The sequence below is a fragment of the Rhodopseudomonas pentothenatexigens genome (assembly GCF_900218015.1).
Classification (GTDB): domain Bacteria; phylum Pseudomonadota; class Alphaproteobacteria; order Rhizobiales; family Xanthobacteraceae; genus Rhodopseudomonas; species Rhodopseudomonas pentothenatexigens.
This window is the reverse complement of record NZ_UFQQ01000006.1, coordinates 34569-59938: the sequence shown is the minus strand read 5'-3', so window position 1 is coordinate 59938 and position 25370 is coordinate 34569. Positions and strand designations below refer to the sequence as shown.

General features: G+C 66.3%; 21 protein-coding genes. 10 read left to right on the top strand and 11 right to left on the bottom strand.

Annotated features, from left to right (window positions below):
- The first annotated feature begins 5 nt into the window (after positions 1–5).
- From DWA33_RS06735 to DWA33_RS06720, 4 genes are all read left to right on the top strand, one after another.
- Complete coding sequence (locus DWA33_RS06735; RefSeq protein WP_114357331.1) at positions 6–1256, top strand: putative DNA modification/repair radical SAM protein; 1251 nt, start codon at positions 6–8, stop codon at positions 1254–1256.
- 166 nt (positions 1257–1422) lie between these two features.
- Entirely contained in the window at positions 1423–2910 is a 1488-nt protein-coding gene (locus DWA33_RS06730) for a UdgX family uracil-DNA binding protein (protein WP_114357330.1), read from the top strand.
- A 224-nt stretch (positions 2911–3134) separates the two neighbouring features.
- On the top strand, positions 3135–4370 hold the full coding sequence (locus tag DWA33_RS06725; RefSeq protein ID WP_114357329.1) for an ABC transporter substrate-binding protein: 1236 nt from the start codon (positions 3135–3137) through the stop codon (positions 4368–4370).
- A gap of 167 nt (positions 4371–4537) precedes the next feature.
- Complete coding sequence (locus DWA33_RS06720) at positions 4538–5818, top strand: glycerate kinase type-2 family protein (RefSeq protein WP_114357328.1); 1281 nt, start codon at positions 4538–4540, stop codon at positions 5816–5818.
- 186 nt (positions 5819–6004) lie between these two features.
- Here the strand turns inward: DWA33_RS06720 and DWA33_RS06715 are convergent, their stop codons facing one another.
- Positions 6005–7579, bottom strand: coding sequence for an adenylate/guanylate cyclase domain-containing protein (locus DWA33_RS06715; protein ID WP_114357327.1), 1575 nt, complete (start codon positions 7577–7579; stop codon positions 6005–6007).
- 519 nt (positions 7580–8098) lie between these two features.
- On the opposite strand from DWA33_RS06715, the gene DWA33_RS06710 reads away from it, so the two are divergent.
- From DWA33_RS06710 to DWA33_RS06700, 3 genes are all read left to right on the top strand, one after another.
- On the top strand, positions 8099–9829 hold the full coding sequence (locus DWA33_RS06710) for a cation:proton antiporter (protein ID WP_114357326.1): 1731 nt from the start codon (positions 8099–8101) through the stop codon (positions 9827–9829).
- A gap of 131 nt (positions 9830–9960) precedes the next feature.
- Positions 9961–11007, top strand: coding sequence for a hypothetical protein (locus DWA33_RS06705; RefSeq protein ID WP_114357325.1), 1047 nt, complete (start codon positions 9961–9963; stop codon positions 11005–11007).
- Positions 11008–11021: 14 nt separating this feature from the next.
- Positions 11022–11408 (top strand): hypothetical protein, encoded by a 387-nt coding sequence (locus DWA33_RS06700; protein WP_147270227.1) that lies wholly within the window; start codon positions 11022–11024, stop codon positions 11406–11408.
- 24 nt (positions 11409–11432) lie between these two features.
- On the opposite strand, the gene DWA33_RS06695 is transcribed toward DWA33_RS06700, so the two are convergent.
- The gene (locus DWA33_RS06695; RefSeq protein WP_114357323.1) at positions 11433–11951 is read right to left on the bottom strand and encodes a MarR family winged helix-turn-helix transcriptional regulator; all 519 of its coding nucleotides are present in this window, start codon (positions 11949–11951) and stop codon (positions 11433–11435) included.
- Between the two features lie 166 nt (positions 11952–12117).
- Here DWA33_RS06695 and DWA33_RS06690 point away from each other — a divergent pair, with 166 nt between their 5' ends.
- The 3 genes from DWA33_RS06690 to DWA33_RS06680 are packed head-to-tail and all read left to right on the top strand — an operon-like array spanning position 12118 to position 15650.
- Positions 12118–13158: a branched-chain amino acid ABC transporter permease gene (locus tag DWA33_RS06690; protein WP_167443137.1), complete on the top strand. Its 1041-nt coding sequence runs from the start codon at positions 12118–12120 to the stop codon at positions 13156–13158.
- 6 nt (positions 13159–13164) lie between these two features.
- Complete coding sequence (locus tag DWA33_RS06685; protein ID WP_114357322.1) at positions 13165–14934, top strand: branched-chain amino acid ABC transporter ATP-binding protein/permease; 1770 nt, start codon at positions 13165–13167, stop codon at positions 14932–14934.
- Entirely contained in the window at positions 14931–15650 is a 720-nt protein-coding gene (locus DWA33_RS06680) for an ABC transporter ATP-binding protein (RefSeq protein ID WP_114357321.1), read from the top strand. The genes DWA33_RS06685 and DWA33_RS06680 overlap by 4 nt, the downstream gene beginning before the upstream one ends.
- On the opposite strand, the gene DWA33_RS06675 is transcribed toward DWA33_RS06680, so the two are convergent.
- The 9 genes from DWA33_RS06675 to DWA33_RS06635 all read right to left on the bottom strand — a co-directional run bounded on the left by DWA33_RS06675 (position 15588) and on the right by DWA33_RS06635 (position 25287).
- Positions 15588–16442: a GGDEF domain-containing protein gene (locus DWA33_RS06675; protein WP_114357320.1), complete on the bottom strand. Its 855-nt coding sequence runs from the start codon at positions 16440–16442 to the stop codon at positions 15588–15590. The two genes, DWA33_RS06680 and DWA33_RS06675, sit on opposite strands and share 63 nt — an antisense overlap.
- Positions 16443–16755: 313 nt before the next feature.
- Entirely contained in the window at positions 16756–17913 is a 1158-nt protein-coding gene (locus DWA33_RS06670) for an ABC transporter substrate-binding protein (protein WP_114357319.1), read from the bottom strand.
- Positions 17914–17992: 79 nt separating this feature from the next.
- The gene (locus tag DWA33_RS06665; RefSeq protein ID WP_114357318.1) at positions 17993–18412 is read right to left on the bottom strand and encodes an acyl-CoA thioesterase; all 420 of its coding nucleotides are present in this window, start codon (positions 18410–18412) and stop codon (positions 17993–17995) included.
- A gap of 155 nt (positions 18413–18567) precedes the next feature.
- Complete coding sequence (locus tag DWA33_RS06660; protein WP_114357317.1) at positions 18568–20463, bottom strand: feruloyl-CoA synthase; 1896 nt, start codon at positions 20461–20463, stop codon at positions 18568–18570.
- Between the two features lie 12 nt (positions 20464–20475).
- Positions 20476–21282: a crotonase/enoyl-CoA hydratase family protein gene (locus DWA33_RS06655; protein WP_114357316.1), complete on the bottom strand. Its 807-nt coding sequence runs from the start codon at positions 21280–21282 to the stop codon at positions 20476–20478.
- 379 nt (positions 21283–21661) lie between these two features.
- On the bottom strand, positions 21662–22123 hold the full coding sequence (locus tag DWA33_RS06650) for a DUF3237 domain-containing protein (RefSeq protein WP_114357485.1): 462 nt from the start codon (positions 22121–22123) through the stop codon (positions 21662–21664).
- A gap of 118 nt (positions 22124–22241) precedes the next feature.
- On the bottom strand, positions 22242–23546 hold the full coding sequence (locus DWA33_RS06645) for a TRAP transporter large permease (RefSeq protein ID WP_114357484.1): 1305 nt from the start codon (positions 23544–23546) through the stop codon (positions 22242–22244).
- Between the two features lie 10 nt (positions 23547–23556).
- Complete coding sequence (locus DWA33_RS06640; RefSeq protein WP_114357483.1) at positions 23557–24051, bottom strand: TRAP transporter small permease; 495 nt, start codon at positions 24049–24051, stop codon at positions 23557–23559.
- A gap of 225 nt (positions 24052–24276) precedes the next feature.
- Complete coding sequence (locus DWA33_RS06635; RefSeq protein WP_114357315.1) at positions 24277–25287, bottom strand: TRAP transporter substrate-binding protein; 1011 nt, start codon at positions 25285–25287, stop codon at positions 24277–24279.
- Positions 25288–25370: the final 83 nt, after the last annotated feature.

Here is a 25370-nt window from a genome sequence, read left to right as displayed (position 1 = left end):
CAAGCATGGACGTGCAGCGCAAGCTGGCCATCCTGGCGGACGCGGCGAAATACGACGCCTCCTGCGCCTCCAGCGGGACGGAGAAACGCGACAGTCGGGACGGCAAGGGGCTCGGCTCGACCGCGCCCGGCATGGGGATCTGTCATTCCTATGCGCCGGACGGCCGCTGCATCTCGCTGCTCAAGGTGCTGCTGACCAACGCCTGCGCCTATGACTGCCTGTACTGCGTCAACCGTGCGTCGTCGAACGTGCCGCGTGCCCGCTTCACCGTCGACGAGGTGGTGCAGCTCACGCTCGACTTCTATCGCCGCAACTACATCGAGGGGCTGTTCCTGTCCTCGGGCATCATCCGCAGCGCCGACTACACCATGGAGCAGATCGTCGAAGTGGCGCGGCGCCTCCGGGAGGAGCATCAGTTCCGCGGCTACATTCATCTGAAGACGATTCCGGAAGCCGACGACGCGCTGATCGCCAAGGCCGGCCGCTATGCCGACCGTCTCAGCATCAACATCGAGGTGCCGGAGGAGACCAGCCTGGCAAAGCTGGCGCCGGAAAAGGACGTCCGCGCCATCCGCCGCACCATGGGCCGGCTGCGGCTGAAGCTGGATGAAGCGACCGAGGCCAAGGCCGAGGCACGGAAGACACCCACCCGCGCCAAGCCGCCGCGCTTCGCACCGGCCGGCCAGAGCACGCAGATGATCGTCGGCGCCGACAGCGCCACCGACCAGACCATCCTCGACACCAGCGCGAACCTTTACGGCTCGTACAATCTGAAGCGGGTGTACTACTCGGCGTTCAGCCCGATCCCGGATTCCAGCCGGGCGCTGCCGCTGCAGGCACCGCCGCTGGTGCGCGAGCATCGGCTGTACCAGGCCGACTGGCTGATGCGGTTCTACGGCTTCGACGCCGGCGAGATCATCGATCCCGCCGCCGGCATGCTGTCGCTGGAGATGGACCCGAAGCTCGCCTGGGCGCTGCGCCACCGCGACCGCTTCCCGCTCGACGTCAACCGCGCCAGCCGCGAGGAATTGCTGCGCATTCCGGGTTTCGGCCGCAAGGCGGTCGACCGCATCATCGACACCCGCCGCCACAGCGCGATCCGCAGCGCGGACCTCGCCAAACTCCACATCCCACGGAACAAGGCGCTGCCGTTCATCGTTCTCCCCGACCACCGCCCGCCGGCTTACCAACTCGACGGCGCAAGGCTGGCGGAGCGGTTTCGGCCGAAGGCGCAGCAACTGGGATTTGGGTTTTAGAGGCCCGCGACCAAGTAACAACCTCCGTCATGCCCGGGCTTGTCCCGGGCATCCACGCCTTCCGGTGCGTCCGGCAAAAAACGTGGATGGCCGGCACGAGCCCGGCCATGACGCGTTGAAAAGTGGTCCTCAACTAATTGAACAAGGAGACGAAGCGATCACCACCATGCACCGCATCCGGCTCGACAGCGAGACCGATTTCGACGGCTGGCGCAAGGCGGCGCGGGAGCTGGTGCTGGCGGACGTGGCACCGGCGGATATCACCTGGAGCGTGGCCGGCGACGAGCCCGAGCTGTTCGACGCAGCGGGGTTGGCACCGGATGCGGGAGCCTTTGCCGAAACGGCCGCGCCGTTCTCGCACGCTGCACAATCGCCTTCCCCCGCGCGAACCTTCAATGTCCCTGCCCGCTTCATCGAGCTGGCGCAGACCGCGATCCTGCACCGCGATCCGCAGCGCTTCGCATATCTGTATCAACTGCTGTGGCGGCTGCGCGCCAATCCCGAGCTGATGCAGGTCGCGACCGACCCGGACGTGGCGCGGCTTTCGGCGATGGCCAAGGCGGTGCGGCGCGACGAGCACAAGATGCACGCCTTCGTCCGCTTCCGCGAGATCGGCCGCGAACCGAAGTCGCGCTATGTCGCCTGGTTCGAGCCCGAGCACCATATCGTCGAGCTGGCCGCGCCGTTCTTCGCCCGCCGTTTCGCCGATATGGAATGGTCGATCCTGACACCGGACGTCTGCGCGCATTGGGACGGCCACGCCATCGCGATCACGCCCGGCGTCACCAAGGCGATGGCGCCATCGGAGGATCGCCTCGAACAAACCTGGCGCACCTACTATGCCAGCATCTTCAATCCGGCGCGGCTGAAGACCAAGGCGATGCAGGCCGAGATGCCGAAGAAGTATTGGCGCAATCTGCCCGAAGCGGCGCTGATCCGGCCGCTGATCGAACACGCCGAACGCCAGGCGCATGCGATGGTCGCGGCCGAGGCGACAGAGCCGAAGAAACCGCAGCGACAGGAGCAGCCGATGAAGAGGGCCAAACCGAAGGCCGACACGCTGGCGAATCTCCGCGAGGAAGCGAAAGATTGCCGCGCCTGCGACCTGTGGAAGGACGCCACCCAGACCGTGTTCGGCGAAGGCCCGCCGCACGCCACCGTGATGCTGGTAGGCGAGCAGCCCGGCGACAAGGAGGACCTTGCCGGCAAGCCGTTCGTCGGCCCGGCCGGGCAGATGCTCGACCGCGCGCTGGCGGAAGCCGGGGTCGACCGCGACAAGACTTACGTCACCAACGCGGTGAAGCACTTCAAATTCGTGCCGCGCGGCAAGATCCGTCTGCACCAGAAGCCGAACACGCCGGAGATCAAGGCGTGCCGGCAATGGTACGAGCGCGAGCTCGCCGCGGTGCAGCCGCTGCTGGTGGTGGCGATGGGGGCCACCGCAGCGCAGAGCGTGCTCGGCAAGACCACCCCGATCAACGCCAATCGCGGCCACCTGATCGACCGCGACGACGGCCCGCAGGTGCTGGTCACGGTGCATCCGTCCTATCTGCTGCGCCTGCCGGACGCCGAGGCCAGACAACGCGAATACGCCCGCTTCGTCGACGACCTGAAACTCGTCGCCGCGCATCTGAACAAGGCGGATGCGGCTTAGCATCGTGTGACGCGACGATGACGCAGCGCGGCATCAGCGCGCCTGGAGCACGTCTTCGGCAGCATCTATTTCCATTCGACGGAATGGCCGCGAAATTTGGTAACCGTCGCAACTTGCGCGGGTTGAGCAACCGCGCCGAACCGGCTAACCCTCCGCTGCACTGCCAACGCTGCAGCGCAGCGTGTGCGCCGCAAGACCAACAACAACAGCGAGGATTTCCCCTGATGTCGGCCCTCTCCAGATCGATCGCCACCCTGGCGACCGTCGCCCTGCTGACCGCTTCGAGCGGCCAGGCGATGGCGCAGAAGAAATACGGCCCCGGCGCCAGCGACACCGAAGTCAAGATCGGCAACATCGTGCCGTATTCCGGCCCCGCCTCCGCCTATGGCAGCGTCGGCCGGGCGCAGGAAGCCTATTTCAAGATGATCAACGACAAGGGCGGCATCAACGGCCGCAAGATCGTCTACATCTCCTACGACGACGCCTATTCGCCGCCGAAGGCCGTCGAGCAGACCCGCAAGCTGGTCGAGAGCGACGAAGTGCTGTTCATGTTCTCGCCGCTCGGCACGCCGTCGAACACCGCGATCCAGAAATATCTCAACGCCAAGAAGGTGCCGCATCTGTTCCTGGCGTCGGGCGCCACCAAGTGGAACGATCCGAAGCACTTCCCGTGGACGATGGGCTGGCTGCCGAGCTACCAGAGCGAAGGCCGGATCTACGCCAAGTACATCCTGAAGGAGAAGCCGGACGCCAAGATCGCCGTGCTGTACCAGGGCGACGATTTCGGCAAGGACTATCTGAAGGGTCTCAAGGACGGTCTCGGCGCCAAGGCGTCGCAGGTCGTGATCGAGGACAGCTACGAGCTGACCGAGCCGACCGTCGACTCTCACATCGTCAAGATCAAGGCCGCCGAGCCGGACGTGCTGGTGATCTTCGCGACGCCGAAATTCGCCGCGCAGACCATCAAGAAGGTCGCCGAGCTCGCCTGGAAGCCGATGATGATCGTGCCGAACGTCTCGGCCTCCACCGGCAGCGTGATGAAGCCGGCCGGCTTCGCCAACGCCCAGGGCATCGTATCGGCCGCCTACGCCAAGGACGCCACCGACAAGCAGTGGGAAAACGACCCGGGCATGAAGGCGTATTACGAGTTCATGGCCAAGTACGCGCCGGACGCCAGCCGGGCCGACAGTTCGTTCACCACCGGCTACAACATCGCCGAGACCGTTGCGGTGCTGATCAAGCAGTGCGGCGACGACCTCAGCCGTGAGAACGTGATGAAGCAGGCGGCGAACCTCAAGGGCGTGCAGCTCGGCGGGTTGCTGCCCGGCATCACGCTGAACACCTCGGCGACCGACTTCGCACCGATCGAGCAGTTGCAGATGATGCGGTTCGAAGGCGAGAACTGGAAGCTGTTCGGCGACGTGATCGAAGGCGAAGTGCACTCGCCGAACGGCGGCTAGTAGCTTCACACGCACCGTCATTCCGGGGCGCCGCGGAGCGGCGAACCCGGAATCCCGAACTGCCCTGAACCTCTGGATCCCGGTTCGCTCGCTGCGCGAGCGCCCGGGATGACGGCCTGAGGCGGCCGTCACTTGCCGGCCCGGGGCGCGCCTGCCACAACGGGCGCATGATCGATCATCGCCCGCTGCTCCGCGCCATCTTCGATGCGGCCGTCGCCGCCGCGCATCCCGACCGCATTCTCGCCGCGCATCTGCCGCCGGCGCCGCGTGGCCGGATCATCTGCCTCGCAGCCGGCAAGGGTGCCGCCGCGATGGCCGCCGCCGCCGAGCGGCACTACCTCGACACATTGGGACTGGAACCGTCGCGGCTGGCCGGCATCGCCACCACGCGCCATGGCCACCGCGTGCCGACCCGCCGCGTCGAGGTGATCGAGGCCGGACACCCGATGCCGGATGCCGCCGGCATCCGCGGCGCAGAGACCAGCCTCGACCTAGCCGCCACCGCGACGCCGGATGATCTGCTGCTGGTGCTGCTGTCGGGCGGGGGTTCGGCCAACTGGATCGCTCCGGCCGAAGGTGTGACGCTGGCGCAGAAGCAGCAGGCCACCCGCGCGCTGCTGCGCTCCGGCGCGCCGATCGGCGAGGTCAACACCGTCCGAAAGCACCTGTCGCGGATCAAAGGCGGCCGCCTCGCCCGCGCCGGCCAGCACGCCGGAGAGATAGTGACGCTGGCGATCTCCGACGTGCCGCGCGACGAGCCGTCCGCAATCGCATCGGGCCCGACGGTGCCGGACCCGACCACGCTGGCCGATGCCCGTGCGCTGGTGGCCCGCTACGATCTGCAGCTCGATCCGGCGGTCGCCGCCGCGCTGAACGATCAGCGCAACGAAAGCTGCAAGGATGGCGATGCCGCGTTCGCGCGCGCGCGGTTCGAGATCATCGCGCGGCCGCGGCAGTCGCTCGATGCGGCGATCCAAGTCGCGCGCGACGCCGGCTACGAGGTCGCCGATCTCGGCGCCGATCTCGAAGGCGAGGCCCGGGACGTTGCAGCCACGCATGCCCGGCTCGCGCGGGAGGCTCGGGCTGCGGGGCGCAAGCTGGCAATCCTGTCCGGCGGCGAATTGACGGTGACGGTGCGCGGCCAGGGCCGCGGCGGCCCCAACCAGGAATACGGGCTGGCGCTGGCGCAGCAGCTGTCGGATCTGTCCGACATCGCCGCGCTCGCAGCCGACACCGACGGTGCCGACGGCGGCGCCGGCAACGCCGACGATCCCGCCGGCGCGATCATCGATGCCCGCACCTTCGCGACAATCGCGGAACGGAAGCTCGACCCGGCCGCCTACCTCGCCGACAACGACGCCACCGGCTTGTTCGAGCAAACCGGCGATCTCGTCGTCACCGGGCCGACGCTCACTAATGTCAACGACATCCGGGTGATCCTGGTGTGACGACTTCCGCGTCGCTCGCCATAGACAGCCTCTAAATCAGGCCGTTTCGTTTCCACGCGTCTTGCCCGGCCTTGTCCCGGGCATCCACGTCTCGCAGTCAGTTGCGCGAGCAAGACGTGGATGGCCGGGACGAGCCCGGCCATGACGCGGTGGTCGGACGTGTACCCAATCCCGAACGGCTCGATATCACTCCGCCGCCCGTTCCTGCCGCCGCTCCAGCGAGGACAGCGCCTGCTGCAACACGGCGCGGACCTTGGCGCTGTCGGCGGGATTCATCGCCGCGGCGTCGAGGTAGAAATCCAGGCCCGGCAGCTTCTCGATCACGACGTCGGAACTGTCGCGGCCGTCGCGCAGACGATCGACCGCATACGGCACCACCTCGCGGCTGATGCCCTTCATGGTGATCGACGGCAGTGCATGGGCGTCGACGACGTCGCTGACCAGCGCGTAGGTCTCGTAGCTGATGACGATGCCGCCGGGTTCGGCGATCGATTGCAGTCGCGCGGCGAGGTTCGCCTCGGCGCCGATGATGGTGTAGTCCATCCGGTCGGCGCTGCCGAAATTGCCGACGTTGCAATAGCCGGAATTGATCCCGATCCGCGACCGGAACGGCTGCTCGATCCCGGCGGCGCGCCACTTGGCGTTGAGCTCGGACAGCCGGCGCTGCATCGCCCACGCCATCCGCACGCAGGCCTGGGCGTCGGCGCGGTCGCCTTTGGTCTCCGGATCGCCGAAGAAGATCAGCATCGCATCGCCGATGAACTTGTCGATGGTGCCGCCATGGCGATGCGCGATCTCCGACATCTCGGTGAAATACTCGTTGAGCAGTTGGGTGATCAGCTCGGGCTGCAGCCGCTCGGTGGTGGCGGTGAAGTTCTGGATGTCGGAGAAGAAGATCGTCAGCTTCTTGCGCTCGGTGTGGATGACGACGTCCTTCTGCCCGGAGAAGATGCTTTTGTAGATCTGCGGCGGGATATAGCGCGAGATCTTCATCGACAGCGAGGCCAGGAAATCGTTGTTGGTCTCGAGCTCGCGGTTCATCGCGACGATCTTCTGGGACTGCCGGCGCTGCATCGTCAGGAACGACACCCCGCACACCGCCGCCAGCACGAAATACGCCAGCAGGAACTTGAACGAGAACAGGTTGGCGGCGATCGGCTGGGTGATCATCACCTCCTGGATGCCGCGGACGTCGCCGACCTTCCAGTCGCGCTTCGGGCTTTCGGGGTGGGTGTTGTGGCAGGCGACGCAGGCCGGCGCCATCGTCACCGGCGACACCAGCCGGACACTGTCGCTGAACAGCCCGGCGGAGGCCGAGACGATGTTCTCGCCGGCGTCTTTGCGCAGCGCCGCGAGCGCATCCCGCTCGAAGACGTCGAGCTGGTGCGGCGCGCGATTGGCGAACGGATAATCCGAGACGAAGCGGTAGGTGATGTTGCTCTGCTGTTCGCCGATCACCTTGCCAAGCTCGAGCGACAGCGTCGCCGGGATCGGAATGGCACCTGGCACGGTCTCGTAGTCGTGGATCACCTGGACCTGGCCGGGATGGGCCAGAATCCGGCCGACCACGTTGGCGGCGTAATAGTGTCGGACGCTCTTGATGACCGAATTCAGGTCGGACGCCTGCCGGCGCAAGGCCGCCTCGGCGAGGGTGGTGAGGTCCAGCCACACCGCCAGCGGCAGACCGAGCAGCAGCATCGCGATCGAAAGCCCGGTCCACCATCCGCGGGCGCGCAGATTGTCGGTGTCTGAATTGTCCATGCCGCGCCCGTCCCGATTGCCGCCGTGGCCCGCAACCTAAAGCGCAGGCGGTATAAAGGGAAGCATCCGAGGTGCAAGGCTACCAATAAGCCGACCAATCGGGGCAGCGGGGCGCACCTCGCGGCGGCCGCCGGCTCTCCCAGACCGCGCGTCCTCGAGATCGGGCCGTCCTGCGAAATGAAGGCGTGGCGCCGTTGCGGATACTCAGCGTCAGCGACGAACCGCCTCCGACCCGGCCTGATCGATCGACGGGCTGGAACCGGCCGGCACAGCGATCGAGCCCGCGATGGTGCGCGCTGCGGCCGGCAGCGGTTAGCGGAGCGCGCACACGGATGCCACCGCGGTCGGCGATCGCGCCAAAGCCGGTGCACCGGCGGACAGAATCAGGCATTCCAGATGGAGAATCACGGGATCGCCGAAGCGACGGCGTTCCGTTTCGCGAGCCGGACTCCCGATGCGTTGTCTCGGCTTGGCTGTCCCTTTATTGTTCGCGCCAGAGCGTTCCACGGCGGCAGGTGCATGCACGAACTGATTGGCGATATCACGCTGAGCATCCTGTTCGCCTGGCTGCTCGGACTGGCCGCGCATTTCTTCCGCCAGCCGCTGATCCTCGCGTATCTCGTCGCCGGCTTCGTGATCGGTCCATTCGGGCTCGGCTGGGTCAAGTCGGAGAACTCGATCGCGGTGATCTCCGAGCTCGGCCTGATCTTCATGCTGTTCATGATCGGGCTGGAGATCGACCTGAAGAAGATCATCCGTGCCGGCCCGGTGATCCTGGTGGCTGCCGGCGGTCAGATCGCCGGCGGCGTGCTGCTCGGCATCGCGTTCTTCGTCGGCATCGGGCTGGCGTTCGGCGGCGGTCATTTCGATGCGCTGTATCTGACGGTGGCGTGCGCGCTGTCCTCCACCGTGATCATCGTCAAGGTGTTGTACGAGAAGCGCGAGCTCGACACCCTGCCCGGCCGGATCACCCTCGGTATCCTGGTGCTGCAGGACATCTTCGCCATCCTGTTCCTGGCGGTACAGCCCAGCCTGGCCGATCTGCAGATCGGCGTGCTGCTGCTGTCGGTCGGCCGCGTCGCAGCGCTGGTGGCGACCGCGCTCTTGCTGTCGCGCTACGTGCTGCCCTGGCTGTTCCACCGCATCGCCCGCACCCCCGAACTGGTGCTGCTCGGCGCACTGGCCTGGTGTTTCCTGATCGGCGGAATCGCCGAGCACCTGCACCTGTCGCGCGAGATGGGCGCGCTGGTCGCCGGCGTGTCGCTGTCGACCTTCCCCTACGCGCTCGACGTCACCGCCAAGGTGACGACGCTGCGGGACTTCTTCATCACCCTGTTCTTCGTCGCGCTCGGCATGACGATTCCGATCCCGAACGGTTCGGTGATCGGGCTGGCGCTGGCGATCGCCGTGTTCACGCTGGCGAGCCGGCTGCTCACCACCTTCCTGCCGCTGTATCTGATGAAGCAGGGCCTGCGCGCCAGCCTGCTGCCGGCGCTGAATCTGGCGCAGATCAGCGAGTTTTCGCTGGTGGTGATCCAGACCGGCGTCGCCGCCGGCCATATCGGCACCCAGACCGCGAGCGCCGCCTCGTTCGCCTTCGTGCTGCTGGCGGTGCTGTCGACCTTCGTGATCATGCGCAGCGATACGATCACCCGCCGCGCGATCGGCACGTTGACCCGGTTCGGCTTGCGCGATCTCGGCCAGCAGCAGAGCGGCGCCGACGCTGCCGCCGAGGCCGGCCACGGCGCGGTGCACCGCATCGTCATCCTCGGCTTCTTCCGCGCCGCCAGTGCACTGGTCAGCGAGATCGAACGCCACGCGCCGGAGCGGCTCAAGCAGATCAGCGTGATCGACTTCAACCCGACGGTGTACCGCACCCTCACCGAGCGCGGCATGCATGTGATCTACGGCGACATCAGCAACGTCGACACCCTGCTGCATGCCGGCGTCGGCAAGGCCGAGATCATCATCCTCAGCGTGCCGGATTCGCTGCTGAAGGGCGCCACCAACGAGCGGCTGGTGCGCCACGTCAGGGCCCTCAATCCGACCGCGCAGATCGTCGCCACGGCGGATCTGCTGACCGATGTCGAGACGATGTACCAGGCCGGTGCCGACTACGTCACCGTGACCCGGATCACCGAAGCGCAGGAGCTGTTCGACGTCATCGAAGCCGCCGACCACGGCCTGCTCGCCGACAAGCGCGCCGCCCTCGACGCCCGCCTCGCCGAGCGCCGGGAAGTACTTCCGTAACACCGACGCCGGAACGAATTCGCCTCATAGTTGCATCGAAACCACAGACTCCGCGGCGCGCCGGCGTATAGTCGGCGATTATTTCAGGTTGTCGTTCCTTTGTAGTTCGCGTCATTGTCCGAGGCATCGCGATGTGGAAGAGCATCGTTTCGGCTGCCATCGCATTGTTGGTGCTGACCGGGTGCGCGATCCACCCGCTGCCGGAGGATTTCTCCGGCGTGGACACGCCCGACATCGTCAAGCGCATCCGTTGCGAGACGCGTGACGCGGTGCAGACCGTGGTGATCGCTTGGGTCGACAAGCTGGCCGCCAATGGCGATGCGATCGCCCAGCAGCTCAGCGCCACCTACGCCCAGGACCGCGAAGCGACCAGCGCGTTCGGTCCCGAGCTGTTTCCCGGTCTCGCCTACGGCAAGGTCCGGACCATGATCGACACGTTCTACAAGACCGGTGTCGCCTATAATTTCGACCTCAACATCACCGAGGACAACGACCTGACCTCGCAGGCCAACCTGCTGCGGATCCTGCCCGAGCACGTGTTCAGGCTGAACGTCGGCGCCGGCGCGCTGCGCAAGCGCAGCAACCAACGTACCTTCACCGTCACCGACACCTTCGGCTATCTGCTCAAGACGTTGAACGACCCGGCGCGAGGCCGCTATTGCGACGGACAGATCGTCGCGGCGAACTACATCTATCCGATCACCGGGCGGATCGGCGTCGACAAGCTGGTCAAGGATTTCATCGAGCTGACGCTGTTCGGCAACCTCGCCGGCAGCAACTCCGGCGCGGTCCCGGCGATGACCGACAAGCTGGTATTCACCACCACCCTGAACGCCAGCGCGACGCCGAGCGTGGTCTTCACCCGCGTCACCTCCGCGTTCGAACTCGCCGACGCGCAACTGACTGCGAGCGCCAAACGCAGCGACGTGCATCAGGTCGCGATTGCGCTGGCGCTCGCCGGCGACCGCGTCGCCGACCTCGCCACGCTGCGGACCTATCTGTTCACGGCGCCGCGCACCGGCGCCCCGGCCGCTGCAGCGCGCAAGAGCGGCAGCGGCTCGCAGACCCTCTATGTCGGCGATCGTGTCACTGGCGGCGGCACGCCGTCCGAAGTCCTCGCCGTGATCGCGATCGATCAGATGAAACGTCGTGAGCTGCAACTCTACCCTGCCCAATGACCAAGGAGACGATCATGGCGAGCGGCGCGCGGGGATTGGCAAGAAAGCCGAAAGCGAAGTCGAACGCAAAATCGAAAGCGGAGGCAGCATCGAAATCGGCAGTACCGAAGCGGGCCGCCAACAAGCCGGCGCCCGGACCGTTCACCCGCTACGTATCGCCGGCTGCGGCGGTCGTGCGGTTCTGCCGATCGCTGACGCCCGAAGAAGCCGACGACTTCATCGCCCGCGCCGAACGCGCCGAAGCCGTCGTCACCCTGAAGGCGACCTCGGTGGCGTTCGTCGACCGCTTCCTGGTGGCGAAACGAAAGCGCGCGGCGTTCGAGCTCGAGTCGATCACCGCCTCGGTGCAGGAGGTCGATCCCTGCCCGGGCAACGACAAGCGGTGCTTCAAAAAGAGCTGAGCCGAAGCGGCTCGACCGCGGCACTCAGAATTCGCGCGCGATCTTCGCCAGCATCGCCAGCAGCGCCTCGCTGTTGTCGCGGCCGAGCAGTTCGGTGAGCCGGGCCTCGTGCCGGGTAGCGACGAGCTTCTTGGCGCGCGCCAGCGTGGCGCGGCCCTTGTCGGTCAGCATCAGGATATGCGAACGGCGGTCGCTCGGCGAGCGGGTGCGCTGGCACAGGCCGCGGCTCTCCAGCGCGTCGAGCATCGCCACGAAGTTGGGCCGCAGGATGCCGAGCGTGGTGGCGATCTCGGTCTGGTTGCGGCCGGGATTGGCGTCGAGCAGCAGCAGCACCGAGAACTGCGCCGGGGTCAGCTGCACCGGCGCCACCGATTGCAGAAAGTCCTCGAACACGCGAAGCTGGGCGCGCTTCAGCGCGTAGCCGAGCAGCTCCGACAACTCCCCCATCATCAGTTCGGAGGTCTCGGCGGCAGCCTCGGCCGGCGGCTCCTTGCGCGCGGCGCGTGCCGGCTTGACGGCGGCGGCGGTCTTCGATGCGGTCATCGCCGGGCTCGTGATCCTGATCAGCGCAAACCGCGGTACGACGGGTTCGCGGGGCCTTGAGCTTATAATCGATAATTGTTATGCACCATATCAAATAGCCCGAGCAGAATACAACTGCCGGCGGACGAAGGCGTGCAACGACGCCTTCGCGGGAGGGGACGTTCGCGTGAACACCACGATTCTGCTGTTCCTGTTGCAGGACGGCGTCACCAACGGCGCGATCTACGCACTGCTCGGCCTGGCGCTGGTGCTGGTGTTCGCGGTGACGCGCGTCATTCTGATCCCCCAGGGCGAATTCATCACCTTCGGCGCCCTCACCTACGCGACGCTGTCGGCCGGCGGCGTCCCCGGCACTGCACAGCTTGCGCTGGTGATGGGTGTGGTCGCATTCGGTTTCGAATTGTTCGGCGCCCGCAAGTCGCTGCACCTTGCCAAGGTGGTGCGGGCCGCGCTGATCTACATCGTGTTTCCCGCCGTGGTGCTGGCGTTGGCGACGTGGCTGCCGGCACACAAGCCGGGCGTCGCCGTCAACATCGCGCTGTCGCTGCTGATCGTCGCCGCGATCGGGCTGTTTCTGTATCGCATCGCCTTCCAGCCGCTGGCTCACACCTCGGTTCTGGTGCTGCTGATCGCCTCGGTCGGCTGCCATCTGGCGCTGCAGGGCTTCGGCCTGGTGTTCTTCGGCGCCGAAGGCCTGCGCGGGCCGCCGCTGTCCGACGTGGCGCTCAGCGTCGGGCCGCTGTTGTTCACCGGCCAGAGTCTCGCCGTGTATGGCATCACGCTGGCGCTGATGGCGGCGCTGTGGCTGTTCTTCGGCTTCACCCGCTACGGCAAGGCGCTGCGCGCCACCGCGGTCAACCGGCTCGGCGCCCGGCTGGTCGGCATCCGCACCTCGCTCTCCGGCCAGATCGCGTTCCTGCTCGCCTCGGTGATCGGCGCGATCTCCGGCATCCTGATCGTGCCGATCACCACGCTCTATTACGACACCGGCTTCCTGATCGGGCTGAAGGGATTCGTCGCCGCGATCATCGGCGGGCTGGTGAGCTATCCGCTGACCGCGGTCGCCGCGCTCGTGGTCGGCATCGTCGAGTCGTTCTCCTCGTTCTACGCCTCGAACTACAAGGAGGTGATCGTCTTCACGCTGATCCTGCCGGTGCTGGTGCTGCGCTCGCTCGCCGCGCCTGCGGTCGAAGAAGAGAAGGACTGAAGCGCGATGCCGCGTTGGCTGCCTGTTCTCCTGTTCGCCTCCGTGATGACGGTGCTGCCGCTGATCCCGGGGATTCCGCCGTTCTGGATCGTGCTGCTCGACAATATCGGCCTGGCGGCGCTGGTCGCGATGGGCCTGGTGCTGCTCACCGGCGTGGGCGGGCTCACCTCGTTCGGCCAGGCCGCGTTCTGCGGCTTCGGCGCCTACACCACCGCCTACATCACCACCGTCTACGGCCTGTCGCCGTGGCTGACGCTGCCGGCCTCGCTCGTCGTCGCAGGCATCGCCGCGGTGCTGCTCGGACTGATGACGGTGCGGCTGTCCGGCCATTATCTGCCGCTCGGCACCATCGCCTGGGGCATCGCGCTGTATTATTTGTTCAGCAAGCTCGACTTCCTCGGCCGCAACGACGGTATCTCGCGGGTGCCGCCGCTGTCGATCGGCCCGATCGACATGTACGATCCCTATTCGATCTATTTCGTGATCTGGGCGATGGTGCTGATCAGCGCGGTGCTGACCATGAACCTGCTCGACAGCCGCACCGGCCGCGCCATCCGCGCGCTGCGCCGCGGCCACGTCGCCGCCGAAGCCTTCGGGGTGCAGACCGCGCGCGCCAAGCTTTTGGTGTTCATCTACGCCGCGGTGCTGGCCGGGCTGTCGGGCTGGCTGTACGCGCACTTCCAGCGCAACGTCAATCCGACGCCGTTCGGGCCGCAGGCCGGCATCGAATATCTGTTCATCGCCGTGGTCGGCGGCGCCGGCTACGTCTGGGGCGGCGTGCTCGGCGCCGCGATCGTGATCATCCTCAAAGAGGTGCTGCAGGGCTATCTGCCGCTGCTGTTCGGCGGCCAGGGCCAGCTCGAGATCATCGTGTTCGGCATCCTCCTGGTGGTGCTGCTGCAGCTTGCACCCGGCGGCGTGTGGCCGTGGCTCGCCAATCTGGTTCCGCTGAAGTTTCGCCGCACCGCCACCGGAAAGGCCGGCGGCCTGCCCGCACGTGAACGGGTGGGCAGCTCCGCCGCACCGCTGTTGAAAGTCGAGCGGGCGCGAAAGCAGTTCGGCGGCGTGGTCGCCGTCAACGATGTGTCGTTCGAGGTCAACGCCGCCGAGATCGTCGCGCTGATCGGCCCCAACGGCGCCGGCAAGTCGACCACCTTCAACCTGATCACCGGCATCCTCACCACCACCGGTGGCCGGATCGAAGTGCACGGCAAGCCGGTCGACAACACCCCGCCGCAGGAGGTGGTGAAGCTCGGCATCGCCCGCACCTTCCAGCACGTCAAGCTGGTGCCGGACATGACCGTGCTGGAGAACGTCGCGATCGGCGCGCATCTGCGCGGCCGCTCCGGCGCGATCACCAGCATGCTGCGGTTCGATCGCGGCGACGAGGCCAAGCTGCTCGCCGAGGCCACGCGACAGATCGAACGGGTCGGGCTCGGCGCCGAGATCGATCAGCTTGCCGGCAGCCTGTCGCTCGGCCAGCAGCGCATCGTCGAGATCGCCCGCGCGCTGTGCGCCGATCCGGAACTGCTGCTGCTCGACGAGCCCGCCGCCGGGCTGCGCCACCTGGAGAAGCAGCGTCTCGCCGCGCTGCTGCGCCAGCTCAAGGCCGGCAGCATGTCGGTGCTGCTGGTCGAGCACGACATGGGCTTCGTGATGGACCTCGCCGACCGCATCGTGGTGCTCGACTTCGGCACGCGGATCGCCGAAGGCACGCCCGACGCGATCAAGACCAACCCGGACGTGATCAAGGCCTATCTCGGAGCGCTGGCATGACCGCACTGCTTTCGGTGTCCGGCGTTTCGGTGTCCTACGGCAAGGTCGAAGCGGTGCGGAACGTGTCGCTGGAGGTGCGGACGCGCGAGATCGTCACCGTGGTCGGCGCCAACGGCGCCGGCAAGACTACGCTGCTCAGCGCCGCGATGGGCGTGCTGCCGCTGAAGGGCCAGGTGACGTTCGACGGCGTCGATATCGCGCGGCTCGACATCGAGGATCGCGTCGCGAGCGGCCTGTCACTGGTGCCCGAGCATCGCGAGCTGTTCGCCACCATGACGGTGGAGGACAATCTCGAGCTCGGCGCCTTCCGGATCGCCAAGCCGGTGGCGGCGCAGTCACAGGAGCGCGTCTACACCCTGTTTCCGCGGCTCAAGGAACGCCGCAAGCAGCTCGCCGGCACATTGAGCGGCGGCGAACAGCAGATGCTGGCGATGGGCCGTGCGCTGATGGGCGCGCCGAAGTTGTTGATGCTCGACGAGCCAAGCCTCGGACTTGCCCCGATCATCGTCGCCGACATCTTCCGCATCGTCGGCGAGCTGCGCGATGCCGGCGTGTCGGTGCTGCTGGTGGAGCAGAACGCCAAGGCGGCGCTCGGCATCGCCGACCGCGCCTATGTGATGGAGCTCGGCGAATTCGTGCTCGACGGGCCGGCCTCAGAGGTCGCCCGCAACGAGGCGGTGGTCGCGAGCTATCTCGGCTTCTCGCACCCGGCCTGACGGCGCGGCGGGCGCGGTCGGAAAGACGTCGCCGTCGTCGAGCTGCACCACGCAGTTGCGGCCGAGATCCTTGGCCCGATACAGTGCGAGATCGGCGCGGCGCATCAGCGCCGACAGTTCGCCGCCGCCATAGGCGGCCAGACCGAAACTCATCGTCACCGTAACCAGCCGGCCGTCGCACGCGACCTCGGTGGCGCACAGCCGGCACAGCTCCAGCGCGTAGCCGTTCGCCTCCTCGTCGCTGACGCCGACCATCAGGCCGGCGAACTCCTCGCCGCCATGGCGCGCGATCAGCATGCCGCGCGGCGCGGCGAAGTCGCGCAGAATGCCGCTGATCTCGACCAGTACGCGGTCGCCGATATTGTGGCCGTAGTGATCGTTGATCGCCTTGAAGCGGTCGAGGTCGCACATCAGCGCCACGACCCGTTGCCCGGCGAGCTTCGCCTGCGCGAGCTTGGTGGCAGCGGCCTCGTCGAAGCCGCGCCGGTTGAGCAGACCTGTCAGAGGATCGGTGCGCGACATCCGCACCAGTTCGGCCCGGGTCGAGGTCAGTTGGCGCATCAGCCGCGCGGAGCGGTAGGCCATCGCGCCGGACAGGATCGTCGACACGCCAAGCGCGACCAGCAGCGAAGCCTTCACCACCGCGCCGACCTCGACCGTCGCGCTCCAGTCGGTGCCGAGGTCGGAGATCAGAAAGGCGATGGTGACGATCGTCGTCACGCCGGCCGCGACCGCCACCCTGCCCGCGGTGTAACGGATCGCGTCATGCTGCGTGACGATCTGGTTCGACATCTGTCACCGTCGTTGGGGTCGTGCCGGCGCGGAAGCGTAACCGCTTCGGCCGCCGGTCGCCGGCCCGATGCGCGACACTCTCCGCGCAAGGTCCGTTGCATCCTGGTAGTCCTACCAGAGGCTGCGTTCCGGTCACGTTAACTCCGCGCAATTCGAAGCATCAGCCTTAACGCGACGCTAAGGCCGTGCCGGAACTTTCGGCGATGCAGGAGCACCCCGTTGACGGTGCGCGAGCGGACCGCGCAGCAAAAAAGCCGGCTCCACGCGGAGCCGGCTTTCGCAAGACGTCGGCGGATGCCGCCGGCCTTCGGGGTTACTTGACCATCACGTACTTGCCGTCCTTCACCGTCAGCAGAATCCGCGAGCGGTCGTCGAGGCCGTAGCGATCGGTTTCGGTGAAGCTGTACACGCCCTGGCTCGCCGCAATGTCCTTCTCGGTGAGCAGCGCCTTGCGGATCGCTTCGCGGAACTCCTGCGTCCCCGGCTTGGCGGTCTTCAGCGCCACCGGCACCACCCGCTCCAGCACCTTGAAGGCGTCGAACGAATGCGCGGCGAACTGGCTGCGGCTGTTCGGGCCGTACTTGGCTTCATACGCCGAGTTGAGCTCGAGGCCGGGCTTCTTGGTCAGCGCGCTGGCGTCCTGGCCTTCCGGATCCATCACCGGACCGGATGCCATCAGCACGCCCTCGGCGGCCTTGCCGGCGATACGGATGAAGTCCATCGAGGCAGCACCGTGGGTCTGATAGATCAGGCCCTTGTAGCCACGCTCGCGCAGCGTGGTCTGCGGCAGCGCCGCGGCGGTGCCGGAGGCGCCGACCAGGATCGCGTCCGGATTGGCGGCGACCAGCTTCAAGGCCTGCCCGGCGACCGAGGTGTCGGGCCGCGCGAAGCGCTCCTCGGCGACGATCTTCAGCCCCATCGCCTCGCCCTGCTTCTTCAGGTCGTTGAACCACAGGTCGCCGTAGGAGTCCGAATAGCCGATGTAGCCGACGGTCTTGATGCCGTTCTTCTTCATGTGCTCGTACAGCACCTTGCCCATGATCGGGATCGGCTGCGGCATCGCGACCGACCACTTGGCGCGCTCCGGGGTGATCGGCAGCGGCGCCAGCGCGAAGTGCGGCACCTGGGCTTCGTTGGCGACGTTGGAGACCGCCACGGTCGGCGGCGTCACCGACGAGCCCATGATCACGTCTGCCTTGGACTCCGTGACGAAACGCCGCGCGTTGGTGGTGGCGGCAGTCGGGTCGCCGCCGTCGTCGAGCACGATCACCTTGAGCGGATGGCCGCCGATTTCCTTCGCCACGAATTCCAGCGCGTTGCGCTCCGGAATGCCGAGCGCCGCGGCGGGGCCGGTGGTGGTGACGGTGATACCGATGGTGATTTCGTTGGTTTCGGCGAGCGCGGTACCGGAAAGCCCCGGCAACGCGAGGGCCACGGCGATCGCCGCAGCGGACAGCTTGAACTTGGTCACGTTCTCCTCCTCCCTCTTATGATATCGGCCGTGTTCGGCGCGATCTTATCGTCCTGTTTACGGCATCACCGGCGGCGAGTCAGCCCCGCATGAACCTGGCCTTCACCTCCTCGGGCACCGGCACCGATTTCAGCCGGCCCGGTTCGGCCGGATCGCGGCCGACCAGCACCCGCGTCTCGAAGCCTTCGAGCGCCAATTGCTCGCCCTTGAACGCCTTGTGCAGCACCTCGAAGCTCGAACGCCCGAACCGCTCGATCCGGCTCTCGATGCTGATCACATCGCCATAGGTCGAGGGGATGTAGAACTTGGCGCGGGTGTCGACCATCGGAATTCCGACCAGACCATGGATCTTGATCAGATCACGCTTCGAACACCCGGCGGCGACGAACAGCGCCGAGGTGGAATCGTCGAACATGGCAAAGTAGCGCGGGTAGTAGACGATATCCGCCGGGTCGCAATCGCCCCACTGGATCTGCACGTCGCGGCGGTTGGTGAACATGTAGCGCTAATCCCAAACAAGAACATCCAAGTTCGTCATTCCGGGAGGCGCCCCTTGGCGCGGGCCCGGAATCCATATCCCCTGGCGGTGGTTATGGATTCCGGGCTCGCCGCTGCGCGGCGCCCCGGAATGACGAACGCTGAGTTTCGCATCCGCTACTCCAGCGCGATCACATGGTCCGGCGGTGGCTCGGCATAGAGGTCGGCGATCAGGCCGGCGCGATGTTCGAGCACGGCGCGCTGGTTGACCGAGCCTTTGTCGGTGATCTCGCCCTTGTCGATTGAAAGAGGTTCGCCGAGCAGTACCGCACGGGTGATGCGGTTCGACGAGCCGGTCGCCTGCGGCAGCAGCGCGGCGAAGCGCTCACGGAACGCGTCGCGGATCAGATCATCGGTCGCCATGCCGGCGAGATCGTCGAGCGGCAGCGTGGCGTTGATCAGCTTGCAACCGTCCGGATCGAGGATCGCCAGCGCGGTGACGTAGTCGCGGTCGAGCCCGGCGATCACCACGTCGCGCACCAAAGGCGCGCAGGCGGCGATGAATTTGGCACGCAGCGGGCCGACGCTGACCCAGGTGCCGGATGCCAGCTTGAAGTCCTCGGAGATGCGGCCGTCGAAATCGAAGCCGCGCGAGAGGTCATTGGTATCGACCGGCTTCAGCGCGTCGTTGAGCTTGTAGAAGCCCTCCTCGTCGAACGCCTTCTCGGTCAACTCCGGCGCACGCCAATAGCCGGGGGTGATGTTCGGGCCCTTGGCGCGGACTTCGAGCTTGCCGTTGTTCGGCACTAGCTTGGCCTCATTGCCGGGCACCGGCAGACCGACATGGCCCGACCGACTGGTCTGCGGCGTCACCGACATGAAGAACGGCGCGGTCTCGGTGGCCCCGAGGCCGGTGAGCATCGGCACCCGCGCACCGGTTTCGGCCACAGCGACCTCGTCGAGCCCGTTCCAGACATGCGCCGCCAGACTCGCGCCGGAGAAGAACATCGCGTGCAGCCGGCTGAAGAACAGTTTGCGCAGCTGCTGGTCTTCCCGCAGCACCGGCAGCAACGACTCGTAGCCCTTCGGCACGTTGAAGTACACGGTGGGCGCGATCTCGCGCAGATTGCGGATGGTAGAGGCGATGCCGGCCGGCGTCGGCTTGCCGTCGTCGATATACATCGAGCCGCCGTTGAACAGCGTCAGCCCGATATTGTGATTGCCGCCGAAAGTGTGATTCCACGGCAGCCAGTCGACGATCACCGGCGGCTCGTCTTTCAGGAACGCCATCGCCTCGCGGATCATCACTTGGTTGGCGCAGATCATCCGCTGAGTGTTGATCACCGCCTTCGGATTGCCGGTGGACCCGGAGGTCAGCAGAAACTTGGCGATGGTGTCGTGGCCGATCGCCTCGTGCCTGGCGGCAAGCTCGGGATGCTCCTGCGTGGCCAGCAGTTCGGCGAGCGACGTCACCTTGCGGCCATCGACCGTGCCGCGGGTCGCGGCGAGTTCGACCTCTGCCGGCACGGTGGCAAGGATCGCGGGCGCAAACGCGGTGATGTCGTCGGCGAAGATCAGGCCCGGTGTCAGCAGCCCGACGATGTGGCGCAGCTTGCCGTAATCCTTGGAGACCAGCGAATACGGCGGCGACACCGGACACATCGCGACGCCGGCATACAGCGCGCCGAACATCACCATCGCATGGTCGATCGAATTGCCGGACAGGATCATCACCGGCCGCTCCGCCGACAGCCCGCGCGCGATCAGCGCCGAGGCGATGGCCTGCGCGGCGCGCAGCATCTCGGCGTAGCTGATCCTGCGCCAGCCGCCCTCGCCGTCGCGTTCGGCCATGAAAACCCGATCGGGTGCAGCTTCGGCGAAGTGATGCAGCCGGTCGGTGATCCGCACCGGGTAGTCGGTGAGCGTCGTGGTCGAGCGCACATAGATCGTGCCATCCGGCCTGCGCTCGGTGGCGATACCAATTTCGCCGAACGAGATGTCGCGCAGCGGATGGGCCGCCTCGCGCCCGGCGGCATTGGCGGCGAATGCAACGGGATCGGTCATGGCGTCCATCACGGCTCCATATCAGCTCGGCCGAACCTTGGCGGTCTTGTGATCGAGGAAAGCGCGAATCCGTGTCTTGGCTTCCTGGTCGCTCTGCGCCACCGTCGCCATCAGCGATTCCATCAACAAGCCGGTCTGCGGATTGGCCTCGGCGATCATCGGCAGCGCCTGCAGTACCGCGAAATTGGTCAGCGGCGCATTCTGCGCCACCCGATTGGCGAGCTCCAGCGCCTTGTCGTAGGCCGAGCCGGCCTCGATCAGATATTGCGAGAAGCCGTGCACCACACCCTCGGCGGCGGAGTACACCCGGCCGGTCAGCATCATGTCGGCCATCCGCGCCACGCCGATCAGCCGCGGCAGCCGCACCGAGCCGCCGCCGCCGACGAAGATGCCGCGGCTGCCTTCCGGCAGTGCATAGTAGGCTGACGCCTCGGCGACTCGGATATGCGCCGCGCAGGCGAGCTCGAGCCCGCCGCCGATGACCGCGCCCTTCAGCGCCGCAATCACCGGCACCCGGCAATACTGGATTCTGTCGAACACCCGGTGCCAGGTCTGCGAATGCACCAACCCCTCGGTGGCGTCGCGCTCGCGCAGTTCGGACAGATCAAGGCCGGCGGAGAAGTGATCGCCGTGGCCGTGGATCACCACCGCGCGGATCTCGTCCGGAATCTCGGTAAGGCAGTCCTTCAGCGCCGCCATCAGCCCGTCATTGAGGGCGTTGCGCTTTTTTGGGCGATTGAGACCGATCGTCAGCACAGGGCCGACGGTGTCGACGACAAGCGTCGAGGGGTCCGCGAGGGTCGCGGCCTGAGCGTTTCCTGTGAGCACTTATTACGTCCTGTGCAGAATAGTTATAGATCATAACAATCACTCGAGCCCGGCGTCAATCGGCATTGCCGTGTAAAAGCGGGGGACTGAGGCTCATCAACGGCTGCCGCTGGATGTGGCGCCTGCGGCGTGGCACAGCAGCGCAGCCAGCAAGCGCGCCCGCCCCCTCTCCCCGCTCTTCTGCGGGGAGAGGGTTGGGGTGAGGGGCCGGGCACTGCGTACCCACATCCGCAGTGATAACAGAAAGGCTCGCCGGAGCGACCGAATGGGCCCTTCCCGTCGAGCCTCAGTGCCAGGCCCCTCACCCGCCCCGGCTCCGCTGCGCTCCGCCGGGTCGACCTCTCCCCGCAAAAGGCGGGGAGAGGTTAGGAAGGTGGCCTCACAACACCTGATGCACGTCGATCACGACGCGGTCGGCGTGGCGGGCGGCAGAGCCGATGAACAGATGCTGCATCAGCCACTGATAGTTCCGATGGCCGGTCTCGAACCGCGGCCGGGTGCGGAAATAGATCTGCTTGGGATCGACCGGCTCGCCGCGCTTCAGCTTCTGCAACAGTTCGACCGGCCCGAACCGGATGCCGACGTTCTCGACATAGACCACCGCGCCGTCGTCGGTCTCGAACGCATATTTGGCCTCCAGCTCGATCAGCTCGTTCGGGCGGATGATCTGGAAATCGGCGCCGAACGGCAGCACTCGGCCGTTGATCCCCTCCCCCTTCACCTCGCCGCCGAGGATCGGAATGATCCGGCGCACGCCGGTTCCGATCTCGCCGACCGACGTCACCTCGCCGATCCGCGCGGTGATGGTGAAGGCGTATTTGGTTTCGAGGGTCGGGGTCATCGCATCCATCCATTTTGGTCGTCACCGGCCCTGTGCCGGGCATCCACGTCTTGCGGCGTCGATGATCAGCAAAGACCCGGATGGCCGGGACGAGCCCGGCCATGACGGCGTCTTCGAACTACCCGATCATCCGCATCGGCAGCCAGACCGCGATGATCGGGAATGCGATCAGGATCATCAGCCGGATCAGGTCGGTGATCACGAACGGCGCCACCCCCTTGAACACCGTCGACATACTGACATCCTTGATCACGCTCTTGATGACGAACACGTTCATGCCGACCGGCGGCGAGATCAGGCCGAGCTCGACCGTCATCACGATGACGATGCCGAACCAGATCGGATCGAAGCCGAGCGCGGTGATCAGCGGAAACACGATCGGCACCGTGAGGATCACCATCGCCATCGCGTCCATCACGCAGCCGAGCACGAGGTACATCAGCAGGATCAGCGCCAGCACGCCGTACGGTCCGATGCCCAGCCCGGTCAGGAACTCGGTGATGTGCTGCGGGGTCTGGGTGATGGTGAGGAAATAGCCGAAGCAGATCGCGCCGATCAGGATGGTGAACACCGCGGCCGCGGTCCGCGTCGCCTGCAGCAGCGACTGCAGGATGCCGTCGCGGTTCAGCTTGCCGCGCGCCACCCCGATCAGGAAGGCGCCGACCGCGCCGACCGCTCCGGCCTCGGTCGGAATGAAGAACCCGCCGTACAGCCCGCCGATCACGAACAGGAACAGCAGCAGCGGCGACCATACGTCGCGGAACGCGGCGAGGCGCTCGCTCCACGAGCTCTTCGGCCCGGCCGGCAGGAAGCCCGGCCGCGCCACGCCGATGATCCAGATCGTGATCATATGCATCACGATCGCGAGCAGCCCCGGCAGGATGCCGGCGATGAACAGCTTGCCGATGTCCTGCTGGGTGATGATGCCGTACACCGCCAGCACGGTCGACGGCGGCAGCATCGCTCCGAGCGTGCCGCCGACCGCGATCACCCCGGTGGAGAACGACTGCGGATAGCCGTAGCGGCGCATCTCCGGATAGGCCACCGCCGAGAACGTCGCCGCGGTCGCGACCGAGGAGCCGGAGATCGCCGCGAAGCCGCCGCAGGCGCCGATGGTGGCGATGCCGAGGCCACCCTTCCAATGCCCGACGAAGGTGTTGCCGGCGCGGAACAGTTCGCGGCTGATGCCCGACGCGGACACGAACGCGCCCATCAGCAGAAACATCGGGATCACCCCGAACGAATAGTCGGTGACGGTGCGCATCGTGGTCTGGCCGACCAGCTTCAGCGCCGGCTCGAAGCCGGTGAGATAGCCGAAGCCGGCGACGCCGACGAGGCCCATCGCCATGCCGACCGGCACGCGCAGCAGCATCAGCACGAACAAAGTGACGAAGCCGATGACGGCGACTGTTTCGTTGCTCAGCATCGCAGCCCTACTCCACCGGCTTCATGCGCACTTCGCGCATCTGCTCCGGATGGAAGATCAGCCGGAAGGTTCGGATCGCGATCAGCAGCACGGCGGAGACGTCGCCGAGCCAAGCCAGCAGGTAGAACGGCCAGATCGGGATCTGCAGATCCATGGTGACGATGTGGTCGGCCCTGGTGGTCACCACCTTGTCGAACAGCGTGTAGGTCTGCACGGTGACGACGAACAGCAGCACCAGCGTGGCGAAGATGTCGATGATGCGCTGCCAGCGCGGCGACGCCGCCGCCCACAGCAGATCGACGGTGATGTGGCTGCCGCGATAGCTGGTCGCCGCGATGCCCCAGAAGATCAGCACGCCGAGCATGAACTGCCCGAAATTGTAGTAGTCCGGGATCGTCACCGCGAAGAATTTGCGCATGAACACCGCGAGAAAGGTGTTGAGCGCGACGATGCCGACGAAGAACGCGGCGATCCATTCGATCGCGTCGATGAAACGGTCCATGCCGTCGCTGGCGAAGCGCCGCGTCGTCAGCGCGCCAGGCAGCCGATCACGAAGCTTGTCGTCGGGAGGGGAAATCATCGGGGCTCGATCGTTGCGACTGCGTCAGTCACGATGAAACGTCATTCCGGGGCGCTCGCGCAGCGAGCGAACCCGGAATCTCGATCGTGGGTCAGAGATTCCGGGTCTGCGCGCGATGCGCGCATCCCGGAATGACCGCGGAGAAGCTCACAACCCCGCGTCGTACTTCTTCAGAGCGTTCTGCAGCTCGGCCTCGATCGCAGCGGGGTCGCCGCCGGACTTCTTGACCTGCTCGGCCCAGCTGTCGCGCAGCGGCTTGGTCGCCTTCTTCCATTCGGCGAGCTGGGCGTCGGTCAGCGGATAGACTTCATGGTCCTTCAACGCCTTCATCTTGGTGCGGCCGTTGGCCTCGAAATCGGTCCAGGGGTCGGTGACCTTGGAGGCCCATTCCGGCGTGCAGTGATCGTCGATGATCTTCTTCTGTGCGTCCGACAGTGCGTTGTAGGCCTTCAGCCCGATATTGTAGGTGAACACCGTGGTGTAGAGCGGCACGTCCATGTGATACTTGACCACCTTGTCGATGCCGAACAGGAACACCGAGCCCCACGGGAAGGTGATCTCGTCGGCGACGCCGCGCTCCAGCGCGTCGCGCGATTCGGGCGCCGAGGCCTGGACGTTGGTGCCGCCGAACAGCTTCACCATTTCGCCGATGGTGGATTGCGCCGGCCGCACCTTCAGGCCGCTCATATCGGACGGCAGCAGCACCTTCTTCTTGCCGTGCAACGCGCCCGGATCGTGGATGAAGGCGAAGCACAGCTTGGTGTCCTTCATCTCGGTCGGGGCATATTTGTGGTACCACTCGTTCAGCGCCAGCGTGCCCTTCTTGCCGTCCTTGAACACGAACGGAAGCTGGCCGGCGGAGACGATCGGGAAGCGGCCGGGCTGATAGCCGGGATTGACGTAGGTGACGTCGGCAATGCCGTCGCGCGCCATGTCGTAATGGTCGAACGCCTTGCCGAGCTGTTCGGACGGGAACACGGTCATCCGGATGGTGCCGCCGGACGCCTTCTGGATGTCCTCGGCCCAGGCCTTGGTGGCCGGCACCAGCGGATGGGCCGGCGGCACCCACAACGAGACCTTCCAATTGACGGTCTTGTCCTGCGCAAGCGCCGGCGTCACGCTGGCGGCAAGCAGCAGCGCGAGCAGAGTCTTCCTCATCGAGCTTCACTCCCTTTGGTCGGCTTCAATCGGCCTTTGGGGCGCATTGTTATAGGTTATAACCATCATTGCAAGAGACCGCA

What these genes read in the sequence shown, in the direction of transcription:
- DWA33_RS06735 (WP_114357331.1), top strand. Translation starts at nt 6, where the DNA reads ATGGACGTGCAGCGCAAGCTGGCCATCCTGGCGGACGCGGCGAAATAC.
- DWA33_RS06730 (WP_114357330.1), top strand. Translation starts at nt 1,423, where the DNA reads ATGCACCGCATCCGGCTCGACAGCGAGACCGATTTCGACGGCTGGCGC.
- DWA33_RS06725 (WP_114357329.1), top strand. Translation starts at nt 3,135, where the DNA reads ATGTCGGCCCTCTCCAGATCGATCGCCACCCTGGCGACCGTCGCCCTG.
- DWA33_RS06720 (WP_114357328.1), top strand. Translation starts at nt 4,538, where the DNA reads ATGATCGATCATCGCCCGCTGCTCCGCGCCATCTTCGATGCGGCCGTC.
- DWA33_RS06715 (WP_114357327.1), bottom strand. Translation starts at nt 7,579, where the DNA reads ATGGACAATTCAGACACCGACAATCTGCGCGCCCGCGGATGGTGGACC.
- DWA33_RS06710 (WP_114357326.1), top strand. Translation starts at nt 8,099, where the DNA reads ATGCACGAACTGATTGGCGATATCACGCTGAGCATCCTGTTCGCCTGG.
- DWA33_RS06705 (WP_114357325.1), top strand. Translation starts at nt 9,961, where the DNA reads ATGTGGAAGAGCATCGTTTCGGCTGCCATCGCATTGTTGGTGCTGACC.
- DWA33_RS06700 (WP_147270227.1), top strand. Translation starts at nt 11,022, where the DNA reads ATGGCGAGCGGCGCGCGGGGATTGGCAAGAAAGCCGAAAGCGAAGTCG.
- DWA33_RS06695 (WP_114357323.1), bottom strand. Translation starts at nt 11,951, where the DNA reads ATGACCGCATCGAAGACCGCCGCCGCCGTCAAGCCGGCACGCGCCGCG.
- DWA33_RS06685 (WP_114357322.1), top strand. Translation starts at nt 13,165, where the DNA reads ATGCCGCGTTGGCTGCCTGTTCTCCTGTTCGCCTCCGTGATGACGGTG.
- DWA33_RS06680 (WP_114357321.1), top strand. Translation starts at nt 14,931, where the DNA reads ATGACCGCACTGCTTTCGGTGTCCGGCGTTTCGGTGTCCTACGGCAAG.
- DWA33_RS06675 (WP_114357320.1), bottom strand. Translation starts at nt 16,442, where the DNA reads ATGTCGAACCAGATCGTCACGCAGCATGACGCGATCCGTTACACCGCG.
- DWA33_RS06665 (WP_114357318.1), bottom strand. Translation starts at nt 18,412, where the DNA reads ATGTTCACCAACCGCCGCGACGTGCAGATCCAGTGGGGCGATTGCGAC.
- DWA33_RS06660 (WP_114357317.1), bottom strand. Translation starts at nt 20,463, where the DNA reads ATGGACGCCATGACCGATCCCGTTGCATTCGCCGCCAATGCCGCCGGG.
- DWA33_RS06650 (WP_114357485.1), bottom strand. Translation starts at nt 22,123, where the DNA reads ATGACCCCGACCCTCGAAACCAAATACGCCTTCACCATCACCGCGCGG.
- DWA33_RS06640 (WP_114357483.1), bottom strand. Translation starts at nt 24,051, where the DNA reads ATGGACCGTTTCATCGACGCGATCGAATGGATCGCCGCGTTCTTCGTC.
- DWA33_RS06635 (WP_114357315.1), bottom strand. Translation starts at nt 25,287, where the DNA reads ATGAGGAAGACTCTGCTCGCGCTGCTGCTTGCCGCCAGCGTGACGCCG.